Below are 19,957 nucleotides of genomic sequence, written 5' to 3'. Positions count from 1 at the left end.
GAAAACTTCGTTTTACCCTCTTTTTTTAACTCAATTTAATTTCTGGAAACGACTAATGGTAAACAACGGTTCAAGTGTCATGACTGTGGACGGCAGTTCATTGAACAACCCACTAAAAAGGTGATTGACCAAACCATGCGAGAGTTGATTGACCGATTGTTGTTAGAACGGATTTCACTGGCTGGGATTGCCCGTGCAACCCAAGTTTCTGAACAATGGCTCCAAACCTACGTCAATGAGAAATTGCAAAGGTGCCCCGGCAAGTGCAGGTGACAGCCAAAAAAAGGGGAGGCTGACGATTCAATGCGATGAGTTGTGGTCATTTGTGGACAACAAAGGGAACAAGCAGTGGGTCTGGTTGGCGCTCGATGCTGACACGCGTGAGATTGTGGGTGTTTATATTGGCGCACGCGATGAAGCGGCGGCTCGTAAATTGTGGGACTCGTTGCCTCCGGTCTATCGCCAATGTGCGATCGCCTACACCGACTTTTGGGCAGCATATGCAGCCGTTCTACCGAGCAAGCGCCATTGAGCAGTGGGCAAAGAGACGGGAAAAACGAGCTACATTGAGCGATTCAACAACACCTTGAGGCAACGAGTGTCTCGGTTAGTCCGAAAAACCTTGTCCTTCTCCAAATCCTTAGAGAATCACATTGGTGCCATTTGGTATTTCATCCATCACTACAATGCATCATTACTTGTGTAGCACTACCGAAATTAGAAGCACCGAGACAATCGCCAACGTCAACGGGATTTTAATCCGAAAGGTAGTGCCAATGTTGATCTGACTGCGAACCTCGATCGTGCCGTTGACTCGTTCCAAGTTTGAGCGCACGACATCCATTCCTACGCCGCGACCTGATAGATTGGTCACGCGCTCTGCGGTCGAAAATCCAGGCAGAAACATCAAGTCAAAGGCTTCTCGATCGCTCAGTGCATCGGCTTGAGTAGACGTTAATATCCCCAATTGCTGCGATCGCTGCTTCAACCGATCGGGATCAATTCCCTTCCCGTCATCCCTAATTTCCAGGTTGACTTTGCCCTGTTCATGAAACGCTCGAATGCTCAACTGTCCTTGAGGAAGCTTACCTTGAGCGCTTCGCACCTCCGGCAGTTCAATCCCATGATCGACACAATTCCGAATCAGATGAGTCAGCGGATCTTTAAGGAATCCCGCTCTGAAGCCGTGTTCATGCCCACTACTAAGGAGGTGGACATTGAAACCCTGACTCTGGAAGGGATTCATGTGTTAGTCGTCGATGATGAGACCGACACCCGCACATTGCTTGCGTTTTTGCTGCAAAGCTATGGTGCAGAAGTCACGCTTGCCGCTTCCGCGATCGACGCACTCGCCTTACTCACAGACATCCAGCCCAATCTGCTCCTGAGTGATTTAGGGATGCCTGATGTCGATGGCTATGGACTCATTCAACAAGTTAGAGCGATGCCTGAATTTGAGCATCTCCCTGCGATCGCGCTCACCGCTTACGCCGCAGAAACGACTCAGCAAAAAGTCTTTGCCGCCGGATTTCAACAGCATATTCCCAAACCCGCTGACCCAGCTAGTTTAGTCGCCGCGATCGCTCGTCAAGTCTCCAACCCCACCAAAGTTCGCCCTATCAGAATTTGAGCCAGAACTGAAGTTACCTAATAGATAGGAGCGATTGGCGATCGCGCCATTTTGCCTAAAGACCGAAATGCTTAAGCTTTAATTTCTAAGCACGATCGCGCTGGCACCATGAGCTTCGACATCCGGAATCAGATCTCCACGACAGTTCCTTTGGAGTTGCGCTCTGCACTAATCGTGGTAGTCTTTTACGTCCATTCTGGGCAAATCGATCAGTTGGGTCAACAAAGGTTGCATCGCGTTCATCGCTTGCGTCGGCTGCTGATGGGTAGGGTTTCAGCGAAGCGCTTTGGTTATGTAATCCAGCCGCGCACTTCTGCATCGGTCAACGTTCGCTCTAGCTTGGCGTACTCGCTCTTAGCGGCTTCTAGGAGATGTTTCATTCCTACGGCTTCTTCGGTGTCTGCTGCGATAAAGGCTGCATTCAGCGCAATGTTACGAATGTTTCCACCTGCCACGTTTAACCTTGCCAGTTTTGCCATATCTAAGGCTTCAACAGGCAAGGTTTCTGGAAAAACACGCCGCCAAATTTCTTCGCGCTGCACAGCATCAGGAAAGGGAAACTTGATCACAAATCGAATGCGTCGCAAAAATGCAGTATCTAAAGTTTCTTTTAAGTTCGTTGTCAAGATTGCCAGTCCTTGATAAGTCTCCATCCGTTGTAGGAGATAGCTCACTTCCATGTTGGCGTAGCGATCGTGGCTATCTTTTACTTCACTCCGCTTGCCAAACAAAGCATCTGCTTCATCAAATAGCAAAATCACCGATCCAGATTCTGCGGCATCAAACACTCGACCCAGATTCTTCTCGGTTTCCCCAATGTATTTGCTAACAACGGCACTGAGATCAATTCGATATAAGTCAAGTTTTAACGTCTGAGCCAGCACTTCGGCCGCCATTGTTTTGCCTGTTCCGCTTGCCCCCGCAAATAGCGCACTGATGCCTAACCCGCGCTTGTTTTTTGTGCCAAATCCCCACTGTTGATAGACCTGAGTGCGTTGTTTGATCTGAGCCGCGATCGCTCTTAACATCTGCTTTTGGGTCTCTGGTAATACTAAGTCCTCCCAGTCTGCACCGGCTTCAATGCGTTGAGCTAAGTCATCCATTTGAGGCCGCGATCGCAGTCGGCACAAATCCCAAAGTTGAGCAGCCTGAGTCGCCTCGGCGCAAACTGCATCAATTGACGGCTGGTTTAAATTAAATTGAGTTACTAATCGTTCAATCTGTCTGGGATCAACGGTTGATTGAGCAAGATTAGATTGCCAGAGAAGGCGCTGTTCGTCTGAAGTAGGCGCATAGACTTCGAGACTAATATAAGGACGTTGCTGACCTTCCAGGCTGTGAGAGGAACTACGATTGCGCCCTATGATCACTAGAGGCGTTTGCAGATGCATCATAAAAAGGTCTAGTGCGATCGCTTTTGCCTGAGCAATTTCATGATGAGAGTGACCGTCGATCATCAAGATGCTATTACTTAAAATTGCTTCTCGATTCCATAGTAAAGCGAGGGTCGTCACATCACTGAGACTTGTGGGAATAGCCTGGGCCCAGAGACGATAGAGCTTGCGTTGAGTGAGTTGGGCGGCCGTTGCAGCGATCGCGCTTTTTGCCGCAGTCTCAATGCCGTAAAGCTGGACGATCGTGCGATCGTTTTGTTGCCACAGCAATGCCATCTTTTGGGCTAGCTGCTGTTGCGAGGGTACTAAATCAGATGTGACAGTGACGAGATCAATGATTCCTTTGAAGTGCTGGTCTAGAGAGGGTTCGCCAATGAGATAGTGTAAAATTCGCTCATCAATTCGTAGTTGGCTGTGAGTCAGGGTTTGTCCTTCTCCAAGTTCGACCAATCGCCAGTGCCGCAAGGCTCCTTCTGAGGTTAGAGCGCTCCAGTGGTGATGTGGAAAAACACCTAACATCAGCATAAATGTGGGATAGTTCAGCTTTGGATCTCCCTGCGCTTGACCACATAGAAAACTAAATTCTGGACTTAACTCCATGCCCATACAGACGAGAAGAATTGACTGTTCAAACGCAGAGAGATTGAAGCAAGCCGAGAGTTGCTGGAGTGCGGGAGGAATGAGATAATCGAGACCTGTAGAAGGACTGATTTCTGAATGGGTAGACTCCAAATAGTCTACGATCGCTTGTTTGACTTGCGCGATCGCTGCCAATAAATCTCGCCAATTTTCCTCACGCCACTGTGCTTTATTCATACTCATTGAATATCTACTTTAGGACTGACAAACTGCTCCGCTTCGACCACAGGTAAGCTCTCAGCCCCACCCACTTGCACTCTTACGAGATACTCTCCCACCTTCACATCCCGAATGATGAATATAGCCGTTCGCGTTGTTTGTAGTGGTTTTGAGGCAGCAAAAATATAAGAGGCTGTTTTATCAAGAGTGAGTTGATTGAGTAGTAGAAAGACGCGCTGATTTTCGTCAAATAGTAAATCAAGGGTAATAGAAATCTCTGCAATAGCAACCTGATCGCGATCGCGATCACGAATCTCGATGCGAGTGTCTATGATAGTTGGACAGACCACGATCGGGATGATATTTGTTCTAGTAGTGCTTTGGAGGATCGTCCCGTTTAATTCAAGGTCAGATAGTTGACGCACCAGCGGATACACAACCTGTAAACTTTGCACTCCTGCCCGTAGCGACTGCCTTTCGTCGCTTGTTAAGTCTGCTAAACGTACTTGAATCTCGCTCTCCGTCACAGCTTGAACAGTTACCATTGCTTCTCCAATTTGCACCCTGGGTTGTCCCCGGCGCGGTAGAGAAGTTTGGGGTAAATCAGGCCGCTGCTGCACTCTAATGTGTTCGGTTTGCAGTTGCTCGATCGTAACTTCTGGATTTAGCCGCTTGCCCTGAATTTGGATGTGACTGTCTGACGTAATTTCTTGACCTTGCCCCGAAAAGACTCGCTCAACCATTGGCTGATTGGGCGTTGCATAAAACTGCCGACTGCGAATCGGCAAGCCGCGACCACTGGGACGATCGCCTTCAATCAAAACGGCTCCTCCCTGACAGGCAAACGACAAGATGTAGGGCGTTTGAAAAAACACCGACCAAATTTTGGATAGCTCATCAGTCGAGAGAAAATTGGGCACGATCGTCACTCGTTCTACCTGGTCTATGAGAGTCGATTCTTGTAGAAAAGTAAAATTGGAGTGATTTGTGGTGTCGCGAATCATGTCTGCGGTCAAAACGGGCTGATCTACCAAAGTCCGAACTGCACTTCCTAACAATCGCTGTGGCTCTAGTTCAACCTCGTTGCCATAAAACGTCAGCAGATAGTACAAGTCTAAGCCTGCCTGAGCTTGTTTGATCAAGTCTCCTTTGGGGCGACGATTGCGTAAATCTGCATTGCGCCATACGATGCACCGTTTATATCGGGGACAGCACAATCGATCGTTTCAAAATGTCACGGATAGCGATGTGGTGAAAAAGATTGCAGAGGAAGCTGGCATTCAAATCAAAACGCCGTTAGACAACAGTGGCGAACCGCATGATTACCTGTTTCAAGAAAATCAGACCAACATGGCTTTCTTGCGCGATCGAGCCAGTCGTATTGGGTTTGAACTTTTTAATCAAGATGGCAAGCTACACTTTCGTAAACCCAAGCCAGGAAACGAACTAGCGCTCAAATGGCTCAAAAATCTTAGTAGTTTTCGAGTCCGGGTGAGCAGTGCCGAACAGGTCAAAGAAGTCGAAGTGAGAGCCTGGGACTATGGCGAAAAACGAGCGATCGTGTCTACAAAACGCACCGATGAAGTGATCACCCAAACAGACAACGGCAAAGGCAGCCACACCAGCACCAAGTTCAACGGTAGGCCAACTAAACCTAAACGGATTATTGTCGATCGCCCTGTGTTTAATCCCAAAGAAGCAGACGCGATCGCGCAAGCTGTTTGCAATGAGTTGAGCGGTCAGTTTGTCTGCGCCGATGCCAAAGCCGAAGGCAATCCCAAAATTCGCCCCGGTCGAGTGGTGAAGCTAGAAGGCATGGGACAACACAGCGGCAAATACTATGTCACCGAAACGCGGCATTTGTATTATGAGCGAGTCTACACGACTGAATTTAGTGTGCGAGGACTGCGGGGCGGCGATTTGCTAACAACCCTTGCCCCCAAACCAACCCTTCAGCCTGGACAAACACATCTAGTTGGCATTGTCACAGACAACAATGATCCCAAGGGCTGGGGGCGTGTCAAAGTCAAGTTTCCTACGCTGACCGAAGACCATACGAGCAATTGGGCGCGAGTCGTGAGTATCGGAGCAGGACATCAGCGCGGGTTCGATTGTCTCCCTGAAATTAATGATGAGGTGTTGGTGGCGTTTGAACATGGCGATATTCACCGTCCTTATGTGGTTGGCGGCGTGTGGACTGGCAAAGACAACACACCAACGCCTGTTAAAGAAAGCGTCAAAGATGGCAAAGTGCGCCTACGAACCATCAAAACTCGGACGGGACATACAATTCAATTTATTGAAGAAGACGGGGAAGGCATTTATATTGAAACAAACGGAGGACATAAGATTCATTTGAATGACAGCGATCGCAGCATTACGATTAGCTCGATCGGAACGCTCAAAATCGAAGCCCCTGGAAACATCGACATCAAAGCAGGGGGAATCATCACAGTCCAAGGTAAGTTGATCAAGCTCAATTAATTTGAGGAGAAATCCATGTCACCCTATGATGTTGCACTAAAACAAGCACAAGCAGAAGACCATCTGCAAGAGGAAGCCGCCGCCGCCGCCGCTAAACAAATTAAGCAGCCCCCGATCGCGGCGAGAATTGGTGATGCGATTTTTGTGGCGCTCCACCCATCCCCTGCATTTCCACCTGTTCTAACGCCTCCTGGAACAGGTAGTCCGACTGTGTGGATTGGAGGACGACCCGCATGGCGTGCCTTGCCTGCTAAGGAAGCAGCAGCCATTAAGGAGGCAAAGACGCGCTCAAACCGCACCCTAGCAGAAGCAAAGGCTGCCCGAACTGTGGCAACAGGAACACCCGAACAGACAGCCGCTGTAGCCAATGAGGAGAAAACGAAGTTAGAGGAAAAGGTAAAGATGGCTAATTTACTTACTAAAGCGGCATCTCTGGGAACAGATTTGCATGGATGTACTCATGGTGTCGGCGCAGTTGAAACTGGCAGTTCAACGGTACTGATTAATGGTCTTCCAGCCAGTCGAGTTGGGGATAAGCTCACCGAGGCTAGTGGGCCGCCCAATGTCATTATGTCGGGAGAGCCGACTGTATGGATTGGAGATTAAATCGCACCTGAAATACTAACAACAGAAGTTAAAACCAATGGGCACCTTCGAGCCATCTCAATAGAAGTCATGATTTGAACTTCACCGAAATGCAAGTCCTCTGGAATGAAAAGTATGGTCTCGATCGCTCTACAACTTACTTATAGGAGCCATTTTTTATGTTCACAGCTTTCCGGTTTTTGTTCTCTAGTACGATCGCTACCGTTTTAGTTACTGGAATACAACTCGCAGCAAGTGCCCGTCCTGCAACGTTGTGTGGTCAAGATCCAGGGAGTGCAGTGAATATCCGAGAGGCTGCTTCGCTGTCAGCTCGTGTGATTGGTACGGCAAAAGTGGGCGATCGGGTGAACACGCTCGACGAGGGGATCGGTGGAGAGACTGTGCGGTGGTATCGTGTGCAGGCTGCTGCGGGGGTTGAGGGTTGGGTGTCGGCTGACTATTTGCGGACTGGCACCGATCAAATTGCTGTTTTGCAAGGCGACGAGGTGAATGTTCGCTCTGCTGCCTCTACGAGTTCTAAAATATTGCACTATGGACTGAGAGGCGATCGCGTGGTGGTGATGGAATCGATCACGGGTGAGAATGGCTATCTGTGGCATCGAGTTCGCTTTTCGTCTCAGGCTGAGGGATGGGTGCGAGGTGATTTGGTACAAGTGCTAAAAGCGGCTTGCAATTGAACAACGATCTAACCCTAGAAGGATAAAGCTATGAAAACAAGTGGACAACTTCAAAAGAAAGCATCTACGCAGTCTGTACCGATCCCGCTAACCACCAATATGTTCGATCGTCCGTTTCCCAAACGCAGCGCTGCAACTGAGGAGTCTTCTACAGACACACCTGACTTTCAAGCCCGATTGGATTTTGCTCGTAGTCACGCCCCCAATTTGAACAGTCTCGCGGCAAATTCTAGCGGCGATCGCACCCCATCTACCATTCAACCCAAGCTAACAGTGGGTGCGCCGAATGACCCCTATGAGCAGGAAGCCGATCGGATGGCTGACCAGGTGATGAGTATGCCGGATTCTGCGGTGCAGCAGCCGATCCATCGCGAGGCAATACTGGAAGACAAAGAACTCCAAACCAAGCCTGCTTTGCGGCGCTCCACGGATGATGCTTTACAGACAGGCAACTCGGTCGAGAATCAATTGAATAGCAGTAAGGGTGGGGGAAGCACAATGCCGGACGATTTGAAATCATACATGGAATCGCGCTTCAACACAGATTTCTCTCGAGTACGAATTCATACAGACAGTAATTCAGTCGATATGAATGAGGCGCTTGAAGCACAAGCATTCACATACGGAAATGATGTGTTTTTCGGCGAGAGTAAATACGATACTGTATCTACCGAGGGAAAAAAATTGTTGGCACATGAACTGACACACGTCGTGCAGCAAACGGGTAATGAGCAGCCGATTGAAAAAAACAACGAAATACCGGAAAGGCAACTTATGAAGCTGTAAGTGATCAAACTAATGCTTTATCTCGCTCAGCCGCCAAACCTCTTGTACAACTTACTCCTAAAATATACACTCCTGCAAATAATAGCTATTCACAGCCAGAAATAAATCCTGATCCTGTCGTAGCATATTGCAGGCAAGCTGCTGGCAATACGATTGGTTTAATTTCTGATGAGCCTCTTTGGAATCATTGTCAAGATTTAGAAGGACAAATAATGTCCCAAATGACAGGAAGCTATTTCCAATCAAACTCCACAGGTTATTACTCTAAGGTTTATGACCCAGGATTAATGTACCCGAACTATAAAGTTACAGTCAACATTACTATGTATGAAGATCCTCAGGGTGCCACAACTCCTGGATCTGTAGCTACAGTTGGTAGCAAAGCAATAAGTGGTTCCAGAAATCAAAATTCTGAAAGCCAGCAACAAACTACAACTTTTGGAGGTTCAGGTGAAGCTTCAAAAGAAAATAGTGGGAAACTTGGAGCAAACTTAGGATCTTCAGTCACATCTACCACTGGACATGATTCCGGCATCACAACAGGTTCAGAAACTTCCGGTAGTCAAAACTCGAAGACAGTTCGTGTGAATTCAAAGCTGCTGACAAAAGTAAAGGTAAGTGTCCAACAGTATGACCGGATTGCTGAGTATCATTCGTGGAGTAGCACATCCGGTCTTTTGGCTGTGAGTAATGTTACTTACACTCGTCCAACTCAGGAAGCTGCTCCTCCACCTGAAAAGTAAGTGCGATCGCTCGTCCGTAGCTTAGTGCGATCGCCTACTACAATCAAAAGCTCTTGTTCGTTGCCACTTCTACCAGCATGAGCGATTGTCCCCCTGATGTCCCAGAACTTCCCGATCGCCGATCGTTGAGTGCAGCCTTGCGGTATCTGCAAAGCAGCGAACTTCTAGGGAACATCGGGCGATCGCTTTGAGATATCTGTTCGCAGATTGCAGGAATAATAGTGGACTACAGCGATCGCTTTTGGGGTTTTGGAAAGAGCGATCGCTGTTCCTTGTTGAGAGATGCGATCGCGGTTCCTTGTTGAGAGATGCGATCGTAATCTTTGAGTAGATCAGCTTTCTAGATCCTTGAGCAAATCAGCATAAAATACCTCCATCTGCCCTGCGATCGCACGACTATGAGCAACACGGGTGAAAACCTTGAACCAGAAAACAATCCACAATGGCAAATCACCCTAATTACAGGCGATTTCAGGAAGTTTTCGGAATACGTTCTCATCCCCAACCATAAATCTGGCAAAGATAAAATATTTCTTGACCTTCTAGGCTATCGCCCCAACAACCTCGACGATGCTCAAACACTCCTGGAAACTTACATCACTCAAGCTCAGTTCAAATTTGCAGCCCAAGACTACACTATCGGTGAACAAGATCGTCATGGACAACGGTTCACGATTATCGTAGAAGTTAGAAGTAAAAAACTTTGCACAGGCTGGATTTTGGATAATCAAGGTACATTGAAATTAGCGACTCCGTTCTCTGGGTTTGCTAATGGAGGTAATCTATCATGACTCTAGAACCCTATTCGCTCGTAGAACTTCTCACCGACCGTTACCAAGATCGCGGAGTGACCATAGGCGCGATCGGCACCATTCTTGAGGTCTACGCAGAAGCCTACGAAGTTGAGTTCTCCCAAAGCAACGGAACCACGATCGCTTGGTTTGCGGTCTCACAAAATGAGGTCAAACCCGTAGCGAGTCACTCCTACCAGCATGAGCGATCGTCCCCCTGATGTCCCAGTTCCCGATCGTCGATCGTTGAGGGTGACCCTTGCGGTATCTGCGAAGCAGCGCGCTCCTCTTGTCGTGCGATCGCCGCGCAGGTTGGTTTAACGAAGTGCGATCCCGGTGGGCAAAGGGGAGATTACCTTCTTTACTGACACGTTTCATCGCGCTATACTTGTACAAGTAAGCAGACAGGTTCAGAAATGAGAATAGTTACCTTTAGCGAAGCCAGAAACAAGCTAAAAGTCATATTAGATCAAGTCGTGAATGACGCAGACTACACTGTCATTACTCGGCGAGATGCCGACGATGCCGTAGTGATGTCGCTTGAGTATTTTAATAGCTTGCTTGAAACTGTTTATTTATTGAAGTCTCCAGCAAATGTCGCTCACTTAGAACGCTCCATTGCCCAGTATAAGCAAGGTCAAGTCATCGAACAAAACTTATTAGATGACTAATCGAAAATTAGCTTGGACTAATGAGGCTTGGAAAGACTACATCTATTGGCAAGGTCAAGATAAAAAGACTCTAAAAAGAATTAATAAACTGATTCAAGAAGCGAAAGTCCTTCCTTTCGAGGGAATCGGCAAGCCTGAACCTTTGAAAGAAAACTTAGCTGGATTTTGGTCACGTCGTATTGATGATACCCATCGTCTTGTCTATGCTGTAGATGATGATTACTTAACCATTATCTCTTGTCGTTATCATTATTAGCCATAGTACGATCGCTACCCTTATCGAGAGAAATGATCGCGCTATTAGGTAAAATCTTGTTCCCGCTATCATCAGGAGCAGTGCGATCTGCTTTGCAGATATCTCAAAGAGATCGTTCCCCTGATGTCCCAGAACTGCCCGATCGCCGATCGCTGAGTGCAACCCTTGCCGTATCTGCGAAGCAGCGCGGTTTTGAGAAAGAGTGAGATCGACGATAAGTTCAGAACCACGATCGTTGCTTTAATGCTCGGTTTAGACGAAAATTAGTAAGCGACAGAATGAACTGATTGATCTCAACAAGGCTGTAACCCGATCAGGAATGCATTATGCAAGAAGAATTCGACGATCGCTTTTCTAATCTCATCGGTTCTGGATTTGCACTTCCGTTACGATCTAGTGTCCAAGGTGGCATTCAGTTGAGTGCAGATGAACCTAATATTGAAGAATCGATCGTGATTATTCTGCGAACTAGCCTGGGGGAGCGAGTCTATCGTCCTAACTTTGGCTCTCGCTTGTCTGAATTGGTGTTTGAACCGTTGAACATTCAAACATTATTGTTGATTCGGCTGTATGTTGAAGAAGCGATCGAAACGTGGGAACCTCGGATTAACTTGATTGAAGTTCGTGCTGATCCCGATCCGGTGAGAGGCAAGGTTGACATTGAGATTATTTACGAACCCAAAGACAGTCCCGACTCCCGCAGTATGGTCTTCCCGTTCTATTTGCTATCTGCCCAGTAGCGATTTTTGATATGGAATTTGATTTTTTGCCCAAGTTGCCCAACTCTAATCTTGACGATCGAGCCTATCGCGATCTGGTAGAAGAGTGTATTCTTCGCATTCCCCGCTATTGCCCAGAATGGACAAACCACAATCCTAGCGACCCCGGTATTACGCTGATTGAGCTATTTGCCTGGTTGACGGATCAAATGCAACTGCGGTTTAATCAGGTGCCCCGTCGCAACTATGTCGCCTTTCTAGAACTAACTGTTGGGAATTCACCTCAAGTCGCCAACTTCTGCCCAGACTGACCTGACGTTTTATCTGAGCAGCGCTCAAGACTCTACAGTGGTCATTCCTCGTGATACCGAAGTAGCGACGGAGCGAACGGCAACCGATGAAGCGATCGTGTTTAGTACGAATCAAGATCTGATCGTGGGCAATCCTCGCATCAAACATTTTCTGACTCGTGACACGGATCAAGCAGACTTTGAGAATCGCTTTCACAATTCGATTAATGAACGCAGTCGCGATTGGCAGAACATGGGCGAAACTTCGCTGTTTACAGAGTCACTGCCGGGTAATAGCTTCTATTTGGCTTTGGATACGTCGCCAACAGAGGAGGCGCAGTCGATTCAAGGCAATGTGATCGAGTTGATTGTTCGCGGCGAGTCAGCGACCGGAACGGGGATCGATCCCAATGAGCCACCGCGAGTCTGGCAAGCCTGGAATGGACATCAGTGGCAATCGGTGTTGAGACAGGAAGTAGACGATCGCACCAAGGGCTTTAATTTTGGTAGTGACGCGACGGCTCAAGGTTGGTTGCGAGAAGCCAGCGTAATTTTGCATCTGCCTCAAGACTTTCCAGAAGCCGAGTTTGGTGATTGTCAGGGACACTGGATTCGCTGTGTGTATGAGACAAAGCGGGAGTATCAGCGCACCTACAGCGTTTCACCTCGGATTGTTGGATTGCGAATTCAAGCGATCGGCGGAACTATCCCCGCGAGTCAGTGCATTCGCGTTCGAGAAGAACTGTTGGGAACTAGCACAGGCAAACCTGGACAAGCCTTTCCCCTACAAATGCAGCCTGTTTTAGACCGACAAGCAGCAGAGGAATACATCGAAGTCAAACTCTCTGACGGAATGGTTGAAGCGTGGCAGGAAGTTCCTGATTTTAGTCGATCGAGTTCCGATGATCCTCACTATACGATCGATGCTCGAACCGGGACAGTGCAGTTTGGGCCGTTGATTCGCGGCCCGATGCGACTGAGACAACAAACCTACGATCGCGCTCAGATTCAAGCGTCTGTGCAACGGGCAGCGGCTCAGTTTCAAGACCGCAACAGTCGAGAACGGGTACTGTCTCCGTTGAGTGATCCGATCGGGGGAACTACTGCATTTACCGAGCGGCAGTATGGTCGAGTTCCGCCACCGGGTGCAGAAGTTTACATGAAATCTTATCAGTTTGGCGGGGGGCGGCAGGGCAATGTGCAGGCTGAGAAGTTGACCATTTTGCGATCGTCGCTGCCCTACATTACTCGCGTGACGAACTATGAGCCAGCGCAAGGCGGAGCCGATGCCGAATCATTGGAAGAAGCGGTGATGCGGGTGCCTCAACAGCTACGGACTCGTGAATGTGCCGTCACGCCTGAAGATTTTGAAACTGTCTCGAAAGCACTTCCAGGACAGAAAGTCGCCCGTTCTCACTGTCTGCGAGAATCCCAATATAGTACGCCGGGAGTCGTGCGATTGCTGATTGTGCCGCAGGTCGAAACCGATCGCATTGATTGGACACAGGGCATGAATCCCGATCGCGTTTTCAGTCTCAGCACAGAATTGCGGCAGGAAATGGATTTGTATTTGCGTGATCGTCGTCCTTTGGGTATCAAAGTTGAGCTACAAGAGCCAGAATATGTGGGTGTTAGCGTTTGTCTGAGTGTGTTGCTGGAGTCGAGAAGCGATCGAGAATCTATTCGCAGACATATCCTGGTCGCGTTGTATCAGTTTCTCAATCCGATTGTCGGCGGTGTTGAGGGTCAAGGTTGGAGTCTGGGTCGTCCGGTGTATACTTCTGATATCATTTCTCTGTGTCAAAAGATTCCAGGAATTCGACATTTGGGCGCGATCGAGCTATTTGAAGTTCGTAAGCAGGAAGACGGCTGGAACCTGTTGGCAGCTACAGATTCGATGATTGCTCCGAGTCCGCTGGGCTATCTTTGTTCCTGGGCAGGGGACACGATCTCTTCGAGTTACCTGCAAGGGGTCACCTTTGCGCCTCACGGTAAATCTGATCCTGGTCATGAAATCAACTTTGTGGAGCCATAAGCCTGAATGACTCAAGCGATTTCAAAGACGATATTGCAAGTACAAATGACTTCGATGGCTCCGCTCGAAAAGGTGGAAGCTGTGGCTATTTTGGGACAGGAGACGACACAGATTGCGACCAATAGTTTACTCCTTCATCCCGGTGAACCAGGCGAGATCGTTGTGCGGGTCGAGAATCCGGGCGATCGCGTGTTGCAGTGGCGGCTGAATCTGGGGGGAGAAGTGCCGAGTGAGTGGCATTCTGAGGAACAACCCTTAAGAGAACTTGCGCCTCAGGCCAAAGAAGATGTTTCGCTAGTGTTTACGGCACCTCTCGATTTTTTGAACATCAGACTGCTTTAGAACAAGGAACACAACTACAGCTAACTTATCAATGCGAAATTGAAGTGTCTGAGGTGAGAGAAGCAGGCGCGCGATCGATTAGCTATCGAGTCTTTACTCTGTATGTTCGTCCTCGTGTTTCTTATCTCGATTTTTTGCCTGCGTTCTATGCGGAGACTGATTTCTTTGAGCGGTTTCTAGCCATCATTGAGCAGACGTTTGATCCCTATGTGCAAACGATCGATACTTTGTGGGCTTATCTCGATCCGCTGACGGCTCCCGAATCGATGCTGCCGTTTTTGGCTCATTGGGTCGCCTGGAAGTTAGAGCCTGACTGGGATATCGAACAGCAACGACGGTTAATTCGGGACGCGATCGAACTCTACCGATGGCATGGGACTCGTCGCGGTCTACAGCGCTATTTGAGTCTCTATACAAACTTGCCCTGCAAAGATGAGTATGTTGCGATCGAGGAAGCCTTCACAGGTGGTTTTACGTTTGGCAGTTGTCAGCTTGGGCAGAATGCAATGATGGGCGGCGGTCGTCCGTTTCATTTTATGGTTCGTCTGCGTCCTGAGCATCCAGACCAAATCATTGATGAATCACTGGTGAGAATGGTAATTGAGCGCGAAAAACCACCCTTCTGCACCTACGATTTGAGTATTGAGCATCAGTAGCTAATTGGGTCGTGGTGGAACTTCGATCGGCGCTAGTTCACCCGTCTGCTCATCAGGCTGTCCATCGGGCATTGATGGTGGGGCTGACTTGCCTGAATTGTTGGAATTCGCATTGCCTGAAGGCGGAGGAGGCGGAGGAAGTAGGATTGGGACAGGTGTGTCTTGAGGCGCGATCGTCTGCACAGTGACGGATTGCGTTTTTTGTTCCCCAAATTTGTTGCTCACCTTGAGTGTGATTGTTTCAGAACCGGGTGCAGCGATCGAAAAAGGAATGCTTCCGACGAGGCCCACAACTCCGGGTGAAGGCATTAATTCTACTTTGATATCTTCGCCGCCCGATACTTCCCAGGCAATGCTAATGTCAAACGCATCATCCGTCCCGCTCAAAAGATAGGTATGTTTCGACTTTTCGGCTGCTGTTTCACCATTAACCGTGAACTTCCTAATTTCTAAGGGTCTTGGCTGGATTTTAATAGGTTCAGTATTGCGAATGAGTTCTGTTTTGCCTCGTTCTTGTTTGACGATCGCCGTCAGCTTAAACACATAATCTCCTGGTTTTCTAATAGTGGTTGGCAGGTTTTGACAAACTAACTCCGACTCAGTGCTGAGTGGACAAAGATTGGTTAGTTCCGCATTGGAATAGGTTTTTGGCTCTCCCTGGATTGATCCGTCGGGTGAAAGGGCGACGAGTCTGACTTCTTCGATGCGGCTCCAATTAGAAATTTTCCAGTTGAGCCGAATTAGACCAGGAGCATTAGCAGGTTGAGTGCGTGAGGTGGGTGAAGGGGTGGGAGTGGGAGGGAGGGAGGGAAGGAGTGGGGTTGTAGGTGAAGTTATGGGTGTTGTAGGTGAAGGTAAAGGTGAGGGTGAAGGTGTGGGTGTGGGTACTGTGGGAACACTCAATTCCTGGTAGATCGATCGTGTTGGTTCAAAGCTGAGGATTTGAGGTTCGTCGTCGGGTTTGACGGTAACCGTCTCGGTGGTTTGGGTGGCGATCGGATCTTTTTCAGGAATTTTAGGATCTTTGGGAAGCCGAAAAACCTGCATTTGAAAAGTGTAGTCACCTGCTTTTTTAGTTTCTGTAATGATGCCTTTGCAGTTCAATCTGCTGGATGATTGCGTTCGATCGGCAATTGTTGGATAGTGCAGGCCCAGGAAATTTAAGGGTCTGGTAGATTTTGATTCATCAACTTCGCAAAAGTTCTTCTCTTTATTCGTCCCGTCGTCGTTCCTGAGATTTAAGTAGGCTGGAAATTCACCATTTTGGTGCCAATACTTTCGCCAATCTTGAACACTAAAGTTCTTTCGGTAGGTTTCTACTCCTTTTTCTAAACGAACAATCACAATGCGATCGACTTGTTGCCAATTATCTACTTCCCAACTTAAGCGAATTGGCTCGGTTTTCCCCTCTTGATAGGCAATGTTCTCACTGGGTTTCTCAGGATTCTTCAGGGGAGTGACACCAAATGACAGAATTCCAGGGAGTGGGGGACGGGTTAACCAAAAGAGCAATGCAATCCCAACCAGTCCTAACAAGGGAAGTAGGATCAGTAGCCCCAGAAACCACCAGGGTCGGGCTTTCCAGACGATCGTACCTTGTGTGTCTGGTAATGCTGAGATTGATACGGCTGTAAGGAAGGGATCGCGAGTATTTTCTAGTTCGATCGCAAAGGGAACTTCAATACCCTTGCCTCTAAGCGGACGCTTCCAGCGATGACGAGGTTTGATGTTGAGATCAATCTTAGTAACCTTGCCGGGATCAAGTTCGACCACGCAAGGGTCTGGATTGTAGACAAAAAGCTGATTAAAATCGGCAGCCCGAACAGTGATTTTGCGTTTAATGTTGCCTGAGTTAGTTAACTGAAGCTCAAACTGGCCAGGCTCTTGAGGAATTTGGCGCAAGGCTGGCGTGAGATCAGGCTGTAAGCGATCGTCAGGCAACACTTGTAAATACACTACATCTAGAAGAATCAGGTCTTCGTGGTTTCTAGACGTGAGTTGCAATGTCGGAAAGTAACTTCCAGCCAGGATTGGTAGCTGCATACTGCTGATCATTCCATGCAATTTCCGAGTCCTTTATCCTGATCTTGAGATAATTTTCATCCGCCTCCACATCAAAATCGGAACTGTCCCGATCTTCCAGCAAATTTAGCCAATCAGATTGAACGGCAAAGATTGTGAAGCAAGCTTTTAGATAAGTCGTTGCTGCATCAGAATTAGCAATTGCTTGTAGACATACATCAACATGATGCTCTAACTGACTAAGATATGGGAAGAGATAGACAGCTTTCTTGAGGGCACGTCTCACTTCAAACTGGTACTCTTCAGTTGTGTAGTGTTTTGGTAAAGCATAAGGCTCATGTTTGACACAATCTTTGTCGTGCTTCACAGTTTCTAGGGTCTTCGAGACGTATGGATCCTGAATAAAATCCAGTAGATTTTGAAGAATTACGCGACGAAATTTACCTTTACTTAGCACAAAATAAGACATGGCTAGTTACCTCCTAAGACAAAGAGAATTCACAATTCTTACTTGCTCGGATTTGATTCTTGTTAACAGATAAAGTGCTTTATTCTGCAAAACTATTTTTCAATGCAAAAGTCTTGCACTTGTGATCTGTTCCTTCTAACAATAGGTTAGAGTTAATTCATTTCCAATGCATTATTTAGTTCTAAAGGTGACATATTTTTACTTTTATGACTAATTCTTAATAGAGTTTAGTCAGTCCAAATTGATTGATCAAACGAAGAGTGATATATTTGGATTCTAGTTGTGCTCTTGAACACAGTGATGTCTTTTAAAAATGACTATTAAATCAGCTTTCTTAGAAGCGACAAAAATAGTTTAGGATCATTAGAGATGAAAAATAAAATCTTAGAGCTGGCAGCACAAACGCTTCGGACTGGTGGTTATGAAGCTTTGAGCTTTAGCACTATATCTGAGCAGCTTAATATCAGTAGGGCAAACATTCATTATCATTTCAAGAGTAAAGAAAACCTCGCTCTTGAAGCTGTTAATCGATATATGACTAATGTTGAAAACAAGTTTGAGCAGTTAAACCAGTGCCACGCGGGAGACTGCCGCGCAATTTTTCAGTCATTAGATGACAACTTGTGGATGAATCTGACTGAAGATGAGTATCAAGGGTTTTGCATGTGTTTGAATATTGTCATCGGACAGAGTTGGATTCCTCAAAGCTTAAAAGACCGAGCCACTCAGCATTTTGAGCAGCTTGTTAAATTATTTGAGCAGGTGATTAGAGATGCACAAGCGTCAGGTCTAATTAGTGAGCAGTCTAGTGCGGAAGATTTAGCACGCGAAGCAATGCTAGTTCATTTTGGGATCGCTCAACTTGCAATGACTTTGCAAAAAGAAAGGGAAGCACAGTCGTTTTCGCGCAGATACATGAAGTTATGGCTTGACCGATTGTTAGAGCAACCCAAGACGGCAGTGAATTTGACCGAAACAAGTAACTGAATCTCAGCACTCAGCAGCATCACCAGTCCGCTTAAAACTTCCTATCAGTTACGCTTTATTTAACTAAGGTTCTCTGCTCTATTTCTCCATTGAGAAGGGGTGATGCCATACGATTGCCGAAACTGCCGGAAAAAATGGTTGACGTTGGAGTAACCAACTTTTTGAGAAATTTCTTCAATTGTTTGTTTAGTTTGCTTCAATAACTTCTGCGCTTCAAACAACCGTCTTTTTACTATCCAGGCATTGACAGTACATCCCGTTTTGGCACCAACAGTTTTAGTCAAGTAAGCAGGCGAATAGTTAGTGATTTGGGCGACATCAGCTAGAGATATGGCTCGATGATAGTTTGTATCGATGAAATCGAAAACTTCTTGAAGCTCAGGAATGATTGGAAGGAGAATCGTTTCACAGCTCGATTCAGTTATGGAAGTAGGCGAATCAGAACTGCAATTGAACCGAAAATGCTCTGCTGAATTATGAGGAAAGCGTTGGTGATTTCTTTTCAGCAAATCAACATAGTAGCTTTGTTGTTCCTCAGTCCAGGTTTGGTCATGTTGGGCTAAGAGCTTCAGGACTTTGAGGGAAAAACTGGTTGAACCGAGTGCTTCAAAAAGACAATTTAGGAAAACCTGTAGTTCTGCTTCGACAGAAAATTCAGCATACTGTCCTTGGTAATTTGCCTTACTCTCGATACCCATAAGCCACCTGTCCTCGATTTTCTGCTCAGTGTTCGCGATAACCTCAGATTCCGTGACGATCTTGCTGAGTTGAAGAAGTATCAAAAGATAGCCCGTCAGCGGTTGTTGAGCAGATTGCTTTCAAATAGCCAGCCGTTCTCATTTCAGAGAGTGATGCTTCGAGGCTCTTGCATAAAAGGTCAGTCAAAAAACTGCCGAGCTTTGGCAAACTCACTCCACTGTGAACATCGCCGCCAAGCAGCAGTTAAGCAATGCTGTGAGCCATCGCAATGGCTTGCATTAAGTACCGATGCTAGGGCATGGGCTGACATAACCCTTTTGTACTGACTTACATGCAAGTAAACACCCTTTGATCAGAAATGTCAAGCTACAGGTAGAGCTTTTTTGAGAACTGTCAAATCTTGTTACAGCAACTTCACGCATACGAGGGATGGAGTTGGCAACAGCTTAGACGTAAGCAATTAGACATCCACAGGTAATAATCGCAATCCACAGGATGAGTGAAAGAATTGCGATCGCTCGCACAGTCTGTGGAGGCTTCACGCCTTGGTTCCACTGTTGGATTGATGGATAAAATCTCCAGTGAAAGACGATCGCGTTCATCCCTGCACTTAAAATCAAGATTAATTTCAGTCGAAAGGCAAAATTGAGCGCGATCGCAGGGGCATCTACTGCAAAGAGTAAAAAACCTGAAAGAAGGATAACTCCAAAGCTCGCGTAAGCCCAGGGCAAAAGATGTTGTGCTAGATCTGTGACCAATACATGACGGGAAGCACCCAGCAATCGTAAATCAAACATTGCAACAGAGCCAACTAGAAGAGTAATGCTAAAGATATGCAACGCTTCAATTAGGGTATGTCAATAGTTTTGTGTCAAAGGTGAAAAGTTAGAGGGGAAATCGGT

At 47.2% G+C, this 19,957-nt stretch carries 23 protein-coding genes and 1 pseudogene; 17 read left to right on the top strand and 7 right to left on the bottom strand.

The genetic code is table 11. From position 1 onward, the window contains the following. The first annotated feature begins 42 nt into the window (after window positions 1-42). Window positions 43-706: pseudogene (locus ACKFKH_RS31825) on the top strand (IS1 family transposase). Here the strand turns inward: ACKFKH_RS31825 and ACKFKH_RS31820 are convergent. Beyond that, window positions 695-1,105, bottom strand: coding sequence for an ATP-binding protein (locus ACKFKH_RS31820; RefSeq protein WP_446862399.1), 411 nt, complete (start codon window positions 1,103-1,105; stop codon window positions 695-697). The pseudogene ACKFKH_RS31825 and the gene ACKFKH_RS31820 overlap by 12 nt on opposite strands. Before the next feature lie 18 nt (window positions 1,106-1,123). Between ACKFKH_RS31820 and ACKFKH_RS31815 the strand changes: the two genes are divergently transcribed. Beyond that, entirely contained in the window at window positions 1,124-1,630 is a 507-nt protein-coding gene (locus ACKFKH_RS31815) for a response regulator (protein WP_446862398.1), read from the top strand. A gap of 290 nt (window positions 1,631-1,920) precedes the next feature. On the opposite strand, the gene ACKFKH_RS31810 is transcribed toward ACKFKH_RS31815, so the two are convergent. Next, the gene (locus ACKFKH_RS31810; RefSeq protein WP_446862397.1) at window positions 1,921-3,840 is read right to left on the bottom strand and encodes an ATP-binding protein; all 1,920 of its coding nucleotides are present in this window, start codon (window positions 3,838-3,840) and stop codon (window positions 1,921-1,923) included. Window positions 3,841-3,842: 2 nt separating this feature from the next. Next, window positions 3,843-4,964 carry a DUF4255 domain-containing protein gene (locus ACKFKH_RS31805; RefSeq protein WP_446862396.1) on the bottom strand — a complete coding sequence of 374 codons (1,122 nt, stop codon included), beginning with the start codon at window positions 4,962-4,964 and terminating at the stop codon, window positions 3,843-3,845. On the opposite strand from ACKFKH_RS31805, the gene ACKFKH_RS31800 reads away from it, so the two are divergent. The 14 genes from ACKFKH_RS31800 (at window position 4,957) to ACKFKH_RS31735 (ending at window position 14,878) form a co-directional block, all read left to right on the top strand. Continuing rightward, window positions 4,957-6,306 carry a VgrG-related protein gene (locus tag ACKFKH_RS31800; RefSeq protein WP_446862395.1) on the top strand — a complete coding sequence of 450 codons (1,350 nt, stop codon included), beginning with the start codon at window positions 4,957-4,959 and terminating at the stop codon, window positions 6,304-6,306. The genes ACKFKH_RS31805 and ACKFKH_RS31800 overlap by 8 nt on opposite strands. A gap of 15 nt (window positions 6,307-6,321) precedes the next feature. Next, window positions 6,322-6,912 carry a PAAR domain-containing protein gene (locus ACKFKH_RS31795; RefSeq protein WP_446862394.1) on the top strand — a complete coding sequence of 197 codons (591 nt, stop codon included), beginning with the start codon at window positions 6,322-6,324 and terminating at the stop codon, window positions 6,910-6,912. 158 nt (window positions 6,913-7,070) lie between these two features. Beyond that, window positions 7,071-7,589, top strand: coding sequence for an SH3 domain-containing protein (locus tag ACKFKH_RS31790; protein ID WP_446862393.1), 519 nt, complete (start codon window positions 7,071-7,073; stop codon window positions 7,587-7,589). 30 nt (window positions 7,590-7,619) lie between these two features. Next, complete coding sequence (locus tag ACKFKH_RS31785; RefSeq protein WP_446862392.1) at window positions 7,620-8,375, top strand: eCIS core domain-containing protein; 756 nt, start codon at window positions 7,620-7,622, stop codon at window positions 8,373-8,375. A gap of 212 nt (window positions 8,376-8,587) precedes the next feature. Then, a complete protein-coding gene (locus ACKFKH_RS31780; protein ID WP_446862391.1) occupies window positions 8,588-9,118 on the top strand; it encodes a hypothetical protein in 531 nt (176 codons plus the stop codon). A gap of 398 nt (window positions 9,119-9,516) precedes the next feature. Continuing rightward, a complete protein-coding gene (locus ACKFKH_RS31775) occupies window positions 9,517-9,909 on the top strand; it encodes a DUF6883 domain-containing protein (RefSeq protein WP_446862390.1) in 393 nt (130 codons plus the stop codon). After that, complete coding sequence (locus ACKFKH_RS31770; RefSeq protein ID WP_446862389.1) at window positions 9,906-10,130, top strand: DUF4926 domain-containing protein; 225 nt, start codon at window positions 9,906-9,908, stop codon at window positions 10,128-10,130. Before ACKFKH_RS31775 ends, ACKFKH_RS31770 begins: the two co-directional genes overlap by 4 nt. Window positions 10,131-10,325: 195 nt before the next feature. Next, window positions 10,326-10,580, top strand: a complete 255-nt coding sequence (locus tag ACKFKH_RS31765) for a type II toxin-antitoxin system Phd/YefM family antitoxin (protein ID WP_446862388.1) — start codon at window positions 10,326-10,328, stop codon at window positions 10,578-10,580. Then, the gene (locus tag ACKFKH_RS31760) at window positions 10,573-10,836 is read left to right on the top strand and encodes a Txe/YoeB family addiction module toxin (protein WP_446862387.1); all 264 of its coding nucleotides are present in this window, start codon (window positions 10,573-10,575) and stop codon (window positions 10,834-10,836) included. Before ACKFKH_RS31765 ends, ACKFKH_RS31760 begins: the two co-directional genes overlap by 8 nt. Window positions 10,837-11,162: 326 nt before the next feature. Continuing rightward, entirely contained in the window at window positions 11,163-11,576 is a 414-nt protein-coding gene (locus ACKFKH_RS31755) for a GPW/gp25 family protein (RefSeq protein WP_446862386.1), read from the top strand. 11 nt (window positions 11,577-11,587) lie between these two features. Further along, entirely contained in the window at window positions 11,588-11,866 is a 279-nt protein-coding gene (locus ACKFKH_RS31750) for a hypothetical protein (protein WP_446862385.1), read from the top strand. Then, the gene (locus tag ACKFKH_RS31745) at window positions 11,826-13,880 is read left to right on the top strand and encodes a putative baseplate assembly protein (RefSeq protein ID WP_446862384.1); all 2,055 of its coding nucleotides are present in this window, start codon (window positions 11,826-11,828) and stop codon (window positions 13,878-13,880) included. Before ACKFKH_RS31750 ends, ACKFKH_RS31745 begins: the two co-directional genes overlap by 41 nt. Before the next feature lie 6 nt (window positions 13,881-13,886). Beyond that, entirely contained in the window at window positions 13,887-14,222 is a 336-nt protein-coding gene (locus tag ACKFKH_RS31740; RefSeq protein WP_446862383.1) for a hypothetical protein, read from the top strand. A gap of 44 nt (window positions 14,223-14,266) precedes the next feature. Then, entirely contained in the window at window positions 14,267-14,878 is a 612-nt protein-coding gene (locus ACKFKH_RS31735) for a phage tail protein (RefSeq protein WP_446862382.1), read from the top strand. Here ACKFKH_RS31735 and ACKFKH_RS31730 read toward each other — a convergent pair whose 3' ends face one another. Together ACKFKH_RS31730 and ACKFKH_RS31725 are read right to left on the bottom strand one after the other, a co-directional pair. Further along, window positions 14,879-16,921, bottom strand: a complete 2,043-nt coding sequence (locus ACKFKH_RS31730; protein WP_446862381.1) for a hypothetical protein — start codon at window positions 16,919-16,921, stop codon at window positions 14,879-14,881. After that, window positions 16,866-17,369 (bottom strand): hypothetical protein, encoded by a 504-nt coding sequence (locus ACKFKH_RS31725; RefSeq protein WP_446862380.1) that lies wholly within the window; start codon window positions 17,367-17,369, stop codon window positions 16,866-16,868. Before ACKFKH_RS31725 ends, ACKFKH_RS31730 begins: the two co-directional genes overlap by 56 nt. Before the next feature lie 369 nt (window positions 17,370-17,738). Here ACKFKH_RS31725 and ACKFKH_RS31720 point away from each other — a divergent pair, with 369 nt between their 5' ends. Next, the gene (locus ACKFKH_RS31720) at window positions 17,739-18,356 is read left to right on the top strand and encodes a TetR/AcrR family transcriptional regulator (protein ID WP_446862379.1); all 618 of its coding nucleotides are present in this window, start codon (window positions 17,739-17,741) and stop codon (window positions 18,354-18,356) included. A gap of 59 nt (window positions 18,357-18,415) precedes the next feature. Here the strand turns inward: ACKFKH_RS31720 and ACKFKH_RS31715 are convergent, their stop codons facing one another. Next, window positions 18,416-19,054, bottom strand: a complete 639-nt coding sequence (locus ACKFKH_RS31715) for a helix-turn-helix domain-containing protein (RefSeq protein ID WP_446862378.1) — start codon at window positions 19,052-19,054, stop codon at window positions 18,416-18,418. A gap of 447 nt (window positions 19,055-19,501) precedes the next feature. Further along, complete coding sequence (locus ACKFKH_RS31710; RefSeq protein WP_446862377.1) at window positions 19,502-19,894, bottom strand: DUF6644 family protein; 393 nt, start codon at window positions 19,892-19,894, stop codon at window positions 19,502-19,504. Window positions 19,895-19,957 lie beyond the last annotated feature (63 nt).

The sequence above is a fragment of the Phormidesmis sp. 146-20 genome (assembly GCF_052939475.1).
The sequence above is the reverse complement of the archived record's forward strand: the minus strand, read 5'-3'. Positions and strand labels throughout refer to the sequence as shown.